The organism is Oleiphilus sp. HI0086 (genome assembly GCF_001635225.1).
This window is the reverse complement of sequence record NZ_LWFZ01000657.1, coordinates 1-10,404: the sequence shown is the minus strand read 5'-3', so window position 1 is coordinate 10,404 and position 10,404 is coordinate 1. Positions and strand designations below refer to the sequence as shown.

8 protein-coding genes are annotated in these 10,404 nt (G+C 43.5%); 5 read left to right on the top strand and 3 right to left on the bottom strand.

The genetic code is table 11. From position 1 onward, the window contains the following. Nucleotides 1–642: 642 nt before the first annotated feature. The 5 genes from coxB to A3756_RS09360 all read left to right on the top strand — a co-directional run bounded on the left by coxB (nucleotide 643) and on the right by A3756_RS09360 (nucleotide 5,170). Nucleotides 643–1,764 carry a cytochrome c oxidase subunit II gene (gene coxB, locus A3756_RS09375; RefSeq protein WP_082865175.1) on the top strand — a complete coding sequence of 374 codons (1,122 nt, stop codon included), beginning with the start codon at nucleotides 643–645 and terminating at the stop codon, nucleotides 1,762–1,764. A 13-nt stretch (nucleotides 1,765–1,777) separates the two neighbouring features. After that, a complete protein-coding gene (locus A3756_RS09370; RefSeq protein WP_068515574.1) occupies nucleotides 1,778–3,409 on the top strand; it encodes a cytochrome c oxidase subunit 1 in 1,632 nt (543 codons plus the stop codon). 74 nt (nucleotides 3,410–3,483) lie between these two features. Further along, the gene (locus tag A3756_RS28980; protein WP_255374912.1) at nucleotides 3,484–3,615 is read left to right on the top strand and encodes a hypothetical protein; all 132 of its coding nucleotides are present in this window, start codon (nucleotides 3,484–3,486) and stop codon (nucleotides 3,613–3,615) included. Nucleotide 3,616: 1 nt separating this feature from the next. Beyond that, on the top strand, nucleotides 3,617–4,252 hold the full coding sequence (locus tag A3756_RS09365; protein WP_068515577.1) for a cytochrome c oxidase assembly protein: 636 nt from the start codon (nucleotides 3,617–3,619) through the stop codon (nucleotides 4,250–4,252). A 39-nt stretch (nucleotides 4,253–4,291) separates the two neighbouring features. Continuing rightward, nucleotides 4,292–5,170: a cytochrome c oxidase subunit 3 gene (locus tag A3756_RS09360; protein WP_068515580.1), complete on the top strand. Its 879-nt coding sequence runs from the start codon at nucleotides 4,292–4,294 to the stop codon at nucleotides 5,168–5,170. Nucleotides 5,171–5,252: 82 nt separating this feature from the next. Here A3756_RS09360 and A3756_RS09355 read toward each other — a convergent pair whose 3' ends face one another. The 3 genes from A3756_RS09355 to A3756_RS09345 form a co-directional block, all read right to left on the bottom strand. Further along, nucleotides 5,253–6,461, bottom strand: a complete 1,209-nt coding sequence (locus tag A3756_RS09355) for a hypothetical protein (protein ID WP_068515583.1) — start codon at nucleotides 6,459–6,461, stop codon at nucleotides 5,253–5,255. A 271-nt stretch (nucleotides 6,462–6,732) separates the two neighbouring features. Continuing rightward, the gene (locus A3756_RS09350; protein ID WP_068553388.1) at nucleotides 6,733–8,094 is read right to left on the bottom strand and encodes a DUF1329 domain-containing protein; all 1,362 of its coding nucleotides are present in this window, start codon (nucleotides 8,092–8,094) and stop codon (nucleotides 6,733–6,735) included. A 34-nt stretch (nucleotides 8,095–8,128) separates the two neighbouring features. Continuing rightward, nucleotides 8,129–9,979, bottom strand: a complete 1,851-nt coding sequence (locus A3756_RS09345) for a DUF1302 domain-containing protein (RefSeq protein ID WP_068553387.1) — start codon at nucleotides 9,977–9,979, stop codon at nucleotides 8,129–8,131. Nucleotides 9,980–10,404: the final 425 nt, after the last annotated feature.

The following is a 10,404-nucleotide window of genomic DNA, read 5'->3' as shown; positions in this document are numbered from 1 at the left end:
CTCATTATTATATTTATTGTGTCGCTCAGGATCCTATCAAATAATTGGGGTCAGTGTAAAAAAGGCCGTTATCACACCGAATCCAGTTATTTAATGGCATAAGTCGCATTTTATTCACTGTTCAAAGATTAGGCTTGCATCTCTCACTAAGAACAGTAAATAATGTGCAGCCATGGAGACTAAATAATTAGTACAAAATAAAAGTTTCCTACTATGCTTAAACAAGCATAAAAGTGTTACACGACTTAGAAAGAATCACTAACAAATATAATAAAGGGGATGAAACGTAAGCCGTGCTTCTTATAGAGCTGCTTCTGACTAAGCAGATTGCTATAAACCCTGCTTCTCGATTTCATCATTAAAACAAACCATAGCCAAATTCTGGAATAACCTTATTGGTTTCAGATACTTTAAGTAACTAGGTTATCGTTTTATTTTTTAAGTAGTAGCAATGTTGTCGGCCTCTAAAAATGTTCCGCATTACATAAATAGAACAGGCCAGATTGAAAATAATAACTAGATATTTTTGACATCTTGATTTGCCACACAACGGTTAAAGACGTGATTATGCCCCTTAACGAATAAAGTTCGGCAAATTCACTTCGACTCAGAATCTGGTATGCCTTTGATGAGGATCAACGGATGCCAAATCGTTTACGCAAGCTCAGCATGCTTATTGCCATGCCAAGTCTTTTGCTTGCCTCCAGGAATGTATTTTCTGAATACGCTCTTAACCTTCCTGAGCCAGTCTCTCCTGTAACACGGGAAGTATTTGACCTCCATATGATGACGGCCTACATCGCACTGATCATTATGATCCTCGTCACCGTCGTCATCTTTTACTCCATATTCAAATTCAGAAAGTCGAAAAATTACGAAGCCGACCAAGAATTTCATAACAGCAAGTTTGGCACATGGTCCTGGATTCTGGTGCCGATTATTGTACTCGCTATTGATTTAAGTATTGCTGGCAGCGCAAGCTCTACCTTTGACTTAATTGAAGATAAGACCCCAGCAGACCTGACAATTAAAGTGACAGGTTCCCAATGGAAGTGGACATACGAGTACATGGAAGACGATATTAAGATCGTCAGTAACCTACTGCCTGAGGAACAAGCTGGTGATCGCTATTTAAGAATGGTGGATAACCCTCTCTACCTACCTACTGACCGACGAATTCGTTTCCTTCATACCGCAACCGATGTTCTTCACGCTTGGTGGGTTCCGGCAATTGCGGTTAAGAAAGACTCCATTCCCGGCTATATCAACGAAACCTGGACTATTATCGAGAAGGCTGGCACGTATCACGGCCAATGTGCCGAAAACTGTGGTACGGGGCACGCTTTCATGCCCATTCAAGTTGAAGCGATTGCCGGTAGCGAGTTTGATTCATGGATGACAAAGCAAAAGGAAATCAAGATAGCGAAAGAGAAGGAAGCTTCTTCAGACACTGTCTGGCCAATGCAAGAATTAATGGCTCGGGGCGAGTCCCTCTACAACACCAACTGCGGAGCCTGCCACCAAGTCGATGGCTCTGGTGTTCCCCCCGCATTTCCAGCGCTGGCTGGTAGCGAAATTGCCAAAGGCGACCCCGCTAAACATCTTGAAGTCGTAATCAAGGGTGTATCGGGTACAGCCATGGCTGCTTGGGGCGCTCAGTTGAATGACCTGGAAGTGGCAGCAATCGTAACCTACGAAAGAAATGCCTGGGGTAATAACACAGGTGATGTTGTGCAACCAGCTGATGTCAAAGCGGCGCGCTAGGAGGAGATAATCAATGAGTTCTACTATTACAATTGATGAACAAAATCAGGACGTTTCAAGCGCCGATCATGATCACCACAATGAGCCACCGAAGGGTATAGGCCGCTGGTTATTCAGCACTAACCATAAAGATATTGGTACCATGTACCTGGTGTTTTCTCTCATTATGTTATTTTTGGGTGGTGGTATGGCAATGCTCATTAGAGCAGAGTTGTACTTTCCTGGCTTGCAGTTTTTGGAGCCTGACCTTTTCAATAACATGGTCACTACACATGCCTTGATTATGGTCTTTGGTGTTGTCATGCCTGCCGCAGCTGGTATGGCGAATTGGATGATCCCACTTCAAATCGGTGCGCCAGATATGGCATTGCCACGCTTAAATAACTTGAGTTTCTGGCTATTACCCGCCGGGGCTGCCCTGCTTATTTTGTCAGTCATCGTACCGTTTTTCGGTGGCGGCGCCCCCGTCAATACAGGCTGGACCTTGTACCCTCCCTTATCTGTTCAAGCGGGAATGGGGATGGATCTGCTGATCTTTACTCTTCATGTATTAGGCATATCATCGATACTCGCTGCCATCAATATCGTTACAACGGTATTGAATATGCGCGCTCCCGGCCTTGATATGATGAAACTACCCTTGTTTGTCTGGGCATGGCTATTTACAGCAATTCTATTGATTATGATCATGCCAGCACTTGCTGGCGGCGTAACCATGCTTTTGTTTGACCGTCACTTCGGTACCAGTTTCTTCGACGCTGCTGGCGGCGGCGACCCTGTGTTATTCCAGCATTTATTCTGGTTCTTTGGTCACCCGGAAGTATATGTACTATTACTACCTTCTATCGGAGTTTTAGGTGTTATTGTTCCAACATTCTGCCGTAAGCCTTTGTTTGGCTACCGCCCATTAGTTTGGTTTATGGGTATTCTGCTGGTCTTGGGTATGGTCGTATGGGCTCACCATCAATACACCATTGGCATGTCTGTCCTCGCGACCAACTACTTTATGATTGGTACAATTTTAATCTCGATCCCCGTTGGCCTAATGCTGTTCAACTTTATCTTAACGATGTGGCGTGGCTCTATTACCTTTGAAACACCCATGCTCTTCGCCATTGCCATCATTGTGATGTTCTCATTTGCAGGAACTACAGGTGTCATGCTGGCGGTTGTACCTGCAGATTTGCAATACCATGACACCTACTTTGTGGTCGCACATTTTCACTACGCATTAATACCCGGCGCACTATTCGGGCTCTACGCAGGTGTATTCTATTGGCTGCCAAAGTGGACTGGCCATATGTATAACGAAACGCTGGGTAAAATCTTTTTCTGGTGGACAACCATCGGCTTTAACCTGACGTTCTTCCCTCAACACTTTTCGGGCTTAGCGGGTATGCCACGCCGTATCGTTGATTACAGCGTGCAGTTTATTGAGTTTAACCAGATATCGAGCATTGGTGCCTTTATCTTCGGCCTATCTCACCTACTCTTTGTCTACATCATTATTCAAACTATACGTGGTGGCGAGAAAGCTCCAGCTCAGCCTTGGGAAGGTTCTCAGATCGGTACACCTGGCCTGGAGTGGACGCTACCCTCTCCTCCACCATTCCATAGCTTTGAAACACCTCCTACGGTCAAATAAAACCAGAATCTGGCCTTGGGTGCTTTAACAAAGAGCCCAAGGCTAGATACTTAACAACAAAAAGAGTTTTGATTATGAACCAACAAAGCGAACAAGCATTAAAGAAGTCAAATATTCGCACCGCGCTAATTCTTGGAGGCATTGCGATATCAAGCTTATGCATTGCCGCCTATGGCGTCAGCCAAACTTTAGCCGTGGGTGCATAACATGAGTGAAGTACCAGTAAAACAAAACAAGAAAACCGCACTAAAGCTCGCAATGTTAACAGTGCTTATGTTTGGCTTTGCCTTTGCGATGGTGCCGTTATACAAACTCGTATGCGATGTCGCCGGTATCAATAGCATCGATAGTAACAGTGGGCGCTCTGAGATTTCTGAACTAAGTAGCGAAGAACTTAGTCAGTCTTTAAGAACCGTAACGGTTCAATTCGACTCGACTATAAATGGCAATATGGCATGGGAATTCAAACCTGAAGCGAAAACCATGAAGGTGAAGCTTGGCGAACGAGTCAGTACCAGCTATTTCTTTAAGAACAACAGTTCGCAGCCAGTTGAAACCCAGTCAATACCTGGGGTTACACCATGGCAAGCAAACCAACATTTAAAGAAAATGGAATGTTTCTGCTTTGAGACTCAAACCCTTCAAGCAGGCGAATCAAAAGACATGGGTTTACAGTTTGTTCTCGACCCGAATCTACCTGAAGACATTCAAACGGTAACTTTATCTTATACCATTATGAACACAAACAGAGACGACTCACTGAAAACTAATAAAGACGCATTACCCTCTGTCAGCGACTCAAAGAAGACTTTGAATAAAGCTGGCGACAAGCAAACTATTTGAATAGCTAATGGTACAAACAATTAAAATAAAGAGGACATTATGAGCACAGCAGGTTCTGACAGTTATTACGTCCCCCACGGCAGCCAATGGCCCATTATTGCTGTAATGGGAATATTTTTTACAGTACTCGGTGTCGCATTTTGGGTTAATGACGTCGATGCGGGTACATATATGATTTGGACGGGGCTAGCTATTGTTGCCTATCTCTTCTATGGCTGGTTTAGTGACGTGATTGACGAAAGCATGGGTGGTAAATACAGCCCTCAGGTAGATATTTCCTTTAGACAAGGAATGATATGGTTTATCACCTCAGAAGTATTTTTCTTTGTAGCACTTTTTGGCTCCTTATTTTACCTTCGAGAAATCTCACTCCCCTGGCTCAGCGGTGAAGGTCACCTTGGCTCGTCTAACCTTCTATGGGAAGGTTTTAAGGCGTCCTGGCCCTTACTTACAACTCCTGATGGAGGAGAGTCTTACATCCAAACCAAAGAGGCTATGGGCGCTGGTGGCATCCCGCTATATAATACAGTCATATTACTTTCCAGCGGAGTAACACTTACCTGGGCACATCATGCTTTAAAGCATAATAAGAAAAACCAGCTTATCATCGGTTTAGCAGCAACAATTTTATTGGGTTTGATTTTCTTTGGTTTCCAGGCATACGAATATAGCCATGCCTACAATGCTTTAGACCTGACACTTAATTCAGGTATCTACGGGTCGACCTTCTACATGTTAACCGGTTTTCATGGCATGCACGTGACGATTGGTACTATCATGCTAATTGCTATTCTAGTAAGAAGCTTGAAGGGGCACTTCAGCTCAGATAAGCACTTCGCATTTGAAGCCGTTGCATGGTACTGGCACTTCGTTGATGTCGTCTGGTTAGGCCTTTACTTCTTTGTTTATTGGTTATAAGCCTATCAAGACATAAAAATGCCAGCTTAGTTGCTGGCTTTTTTATGTCTTGAATAAATAGATGCTCAGTTTTTCTAGCCAGCTAGGGCGTTGTCCCTGACTTTAAGGGCCGAACATTTCCAGCCTTATTCCCCTCTTCACACAAAGCCTTCCCCACTTCGATCCCCGCGACCTCCTCTGGTGCGCACATTTTAAGAATGGCAGACAGGTCATCATCCATATGAGAGAAGTGCTCGAAGATATCGTAGACATTGTTTTTTCCTGTTTCCAAGCGCTCCAAGAGAATCTTTTCCTGTTCATCAGTGAGCAACAAGGTTTGCATCGATTGCTCGAAGGAGTCAGCCAGCTGATTGACAACACCAGCAATCTGGACTGTCATATCACGATATTGAGAGCCTAGGTTCTCTATACCACTCTCCATACGCCGTATCAGCGTTTCTTGAGATTGATGCTCTAGATAAATATCGGCCTGCATATCCAAAGCCTCTATTTTTGCATCGGTTCCTTGTAGAAGCGCAAAAATATTATCTTTAATCTGACCATACTTCTCGGGATCATCAAGTGGCATATTTTTAATGAGAATCGACACACGGTTGTAATTGATCACAGTACGGTTGCCAAAATCATAAAAGCGACCGGCATCTTTCAACTCACTTAACAAGCGAGACTCCATTGTTCGTTCCATGCCGTTTGCTTCCATGTTTTTAACCTTGTATTTACCTCGCATTTGCAGGCTACAACTAATCCCATAGTGATTAAGGCTTTGGAACAATAACTGACCTAGCTGATCAAAGTTCTGACATTGATAGCTGTCCAGTAAAAACTGGATATTGGCACCCAGATCTCCGGTGCTAGCCATAGCCGCCATTGCAACATCTGAAGCGGCTCTAAGTTGGTCTTTAAGCTGTTTGTTAGCAATCGCATTGAAAATTGTGCTCTGAATACGTGTCACCATGTCATCATGACTAAGCTCTGTGGACATACAATCATCAGCACCTAGCTCACACGCTAGAAGTCGCTGATCAAGCTCCATATTGCGGCTAAGCACAATAACCGACATAGACTCAAGTTCTAGTGGGCATTCGCTCTTAATTTTGTCTAAAAAAGCTAAATGGGAGTTATTGCCGGGCATATCATCTATCAAAAGCAATTGATTATCGCTATATGCAGCGTGTGTCAATAAGCTTTCATAGGTCTGGCAATGCGTTAACTTGAAGTCTAACTGAAGGGAACGAATTGAATCACTGATAGTTGATGTATTGTATACAATGACGCCATACTTTTTTGACACGGTTGTCTCCTATATCCGAGGCACTAGTTACCTAAAAAATACAACTTACTGCTCCAATTCACGCCTTACGTCAAATCCCTTTCGGCGCACCTTGAAACAGGTAGATACAGCTCAACTCATTTAAGTTTAATAAGTATTTAGGTTTTATGGGTAATCTTCTTTCATAAATATAGGAAGCTTTTTCAGGTTTTACAAAGAAAAGCTTCAGAATTCTGACAAAAAAAAACCGACTACTTAGTAGTCGGTTTTGAATCAATCAATTAGCTAAACTTTAACGCTTACCTGAACGACGCAATGCCGCAGGCGTGAAGTCCTTACTCTTAAAGCTCTTTGAGTAGTCATAGCGAATAGGAATCTCATTAGCTAAACCACCTACAATATATCGACCAGACAACAAGTCGTGCAACGATTCTGCTGTTGTAATATGAGCTTTCACATCATAAAAGAACTTGTTATGAGCCTCACCAAAACGCCATAGCTCTCCACGACCATCATAATGATCTGCAACTAGGATTGCCCAAGAGTCCTCATCAATATAGAAAGTACGCTTTGAATATACATGACGCTGCCCTGCTTTAAGGGTACCGGTAACTTTCCACACCCGGTGCAGCTCGTATCGCATCACTTCTTGATCTAGGTGACCTGCTTTGATGATATCGTCATACTTGATACTCTTATCATCCATCGCATAGGAATTATAAGGAACGTATAGCTCCTGCTTTCCTTCTAGAGCCCAGTCATATCGATCCATCGCGCCATTGTACATATCGAAGTTATCGGTAGTACGCAAACCATCCGCCGCGGTTCCTGGTCCATCATATGCAACCTGAGGAGCTCGACGAACACGTCGCTGACCAGCGTTATATACCCACGCTCTACGTGGTTCTTTAACTTGGTCAATTGTTTCGTGGATAAGTAGAACGTTACCCGCCAAACGAGCCGGTGAAGCTACGCGCTGCTTAAAATACCAAAAGACGTTTTTATCTCCATTCTTTGCAGCATCCGTCAATTCCAATCGCTCAGAATAATGTTCTACGAAACGAATTGGTGAGAAGTCTCCTGATTCAGTAGGTGTAACCTGTACGTAGTCACGAACAAAGCTTCCCCCTCTTGAACGCATAATATGGTTCCAAACAACTTCTTTAGCATTCTTTGGAATTGGGAAAGGAATTGCACCTTTATAGCCTTGCACGCCATTCCCGTCATCAACCATTTCAGCATTAGTCGCATTATGCTTGAAATACTCACCGAATTTATCAATATAACCAACTGAACGATGAGTAGGATACACCTTCATTTTATAAGTAGAGTATCGCTCCAGGGTCTTCTTCTGACCATCAGACAACTTATCTGCATACTGAGCCATATTGTCTTTAGTAATCGTGAACAAGACCTGATCCGAAGCAAAAGGATCCGGATAAGGTTCACCCACCTTATAATCAGCAGGTGCTTCTACACCACCCGTCCACTCAGGAATTGTTCCATCTGCATTCCCTGCTTTTTCTGCACCAATTGGCGTTAATTCATTCCCTAATTTCGCCGCTTCTTCTGGTGATACTTTTGCCATGACATTTGCCGCACTAAAGCTTGCAGCAACAACACCAATGGCACACAAAGTTTTTATCATTTTCATTTAGACTACCTCGTTAAACCAAGCCAATGGGTTATTAGAATGAGTACGAAACACTAAGCGCAAGACTATCTCGGTCGGAGATTGTGTTATGAACCCCTCCACCGAAGTAATTGGTATACGCCAAGGTTGCACTGTACTGGTTTAAGTAATCTGCTCTGACTGACAAGCCAAGAGATTTACGCCCCTCGATAAAGTTAGCACCAGGACCTGGCGCATAACCTTTCACATCATGACTCCAAGCGACCTGTGGCGTCATATTCACACCGGCAAAAACATCGTTATATTGTAATGAGGTTCTCATACGGTAACCCCAAGAGAAGCCAGTAACATAACCCTCATCATCGCATGGACCTGTATAGGTTGGGTTTGAGCTGGCCAGAACGCCTTGACAAGTTAGCTCACCCACGAGATCGTCAGTCAGTTGACCATAACCTAACTGATCAGTCCGACCATAGCGGATTTCATCAGTATCAGGTAAGTTATGAACATATGTAGCACCCACCTCACCAACAAAGGCTAGACGGCTCGCACCCCAAATTTGATCAACAAACTTAATGGCGGTCATCTGAATCTGCGATACATCATAAGCGTCATAACCCGCTTGGACACTTCCATATAAAGGCGCTAATTCATCCGAAGTTATCGTTCCATCGCCGTTACTGTCAGTTGCTCTACTAGTAACGATAGGCGATACAACGTTACCTCTCGTTGCAAGCACTAAGTCTGGAGAGTTGAACTGCAAAGGCATATCATGCTTGAAGCTATACTCACCACCTAATGAAATACCACCAGGCCCAGTCGTGTTAAAGCTGAGACCTACCATTTGAATCTGTTCAGGGTACTGAATTTGATACTCAGCAGTCGAAAACTGTTCATCACTATCTATCGCACCGTCGCTATCAACGTCGGTACCGACTCTACCACCAACAATTGGTAAGCGACTATGGTATTGCAAGAAGTAGAAACCAAACTCTGTTTCATTCAAATCTGCAGCAAACCAGCGTAAAGCAATACCAAACTGATCAGTATCATCGGGCTTGTCATCATACATTCTCTGCAAGCCGGTTTGTCCACCCTGGTTCCACTCTTCAGTCATGAAGTTAGCACCCCAAACAGGGCCGCAACCATCGGCTACATAATCATTTGTAGAGAAGTAGGTTCCGCAATCATCAATTCGCGAAGGCTCATACTCTAGCTGAATAAACGCTTCAATCGTAATATCATCCGTTAAGCCCAGTGAACCGTATAGCATGTTCACTGGAATCAGCGCTTCTTTAATTTCTGCTCCCGGTGCTCGAATAGCACCAATATCTACTGGGTTAATAACGTTAATACCGTTAAAGATAAAGGTACTTTCACCCCAGCTGACTACCTGCTTACCTAAACGAAGGTTAAGAGGTGTATCGCCAAACCAGAAATCTTTCCAGATATACGCATCCATGATTTCTCCGCCAGACGCGTTCGCTTGACCATTCTTACTTAATTGACGTTGATAACCATTGGCATCCGTAGCTCTGTCGCCATCTTTTAGCTCAAAGTCATACCAATACTTTGCACGAGCAAATACACCCCAGTCTTCATAAGTGGCTAAAAAGTCACTGGTACCCTTGACGATCTGCGAATAGGCATCACCCTTATCGAAATTAAGGTTACCGTCATCAGTATTGATAGAGAAACCTGACCCGTCATTACCTGTTCCGATCAGACGGTCGTCTCTACCTTCTACTCTCCAACTCGAGCCAGCACTAATATTAGTATCAAAACTTGCTTCTATATCGCCCATATAAAATTGAAAGGCGCTAGCAGGTGCTGACAATGTGGCCGCGACTGCCGCTGCTAAAGGCAGCTTTGCAAACTTATGCAACCGCTGTGTTTTTTTCGTCATCGAACGCTACTCCGTTACTTTGAGATTATTAATCTTTAGGCTCAGTTCAAGTGATTTTTCTTGTTTGGTGAAACCAATAAAGCCTAAGATCAAATCGATGTTGTACTACATGACAAGCTAAGCCCCAACAGAACCTTGTTAGCCATGTTGTTTTTCTAGATCCGCCGCTCTGAATAATTTCGGAGAGCTGCAAATACACTTAAAACAAAGCATAGACGCAAATTCTTCATTCCACCAACTTATAGGGAATTTTTTTTTCGACACCGATTCCAAGTAATTGGCAAAACAATCAGCGCGTATAAAAACAAGAGATATAACTGACTAAAACTTAGCTAAAATGACTAGTTTTAAATCTGAGAGAGTAAACAAAAAATACGGCGGCGAGCGCAACAAGACCACTAATAATAAAGGTCCAGTAATAGCCA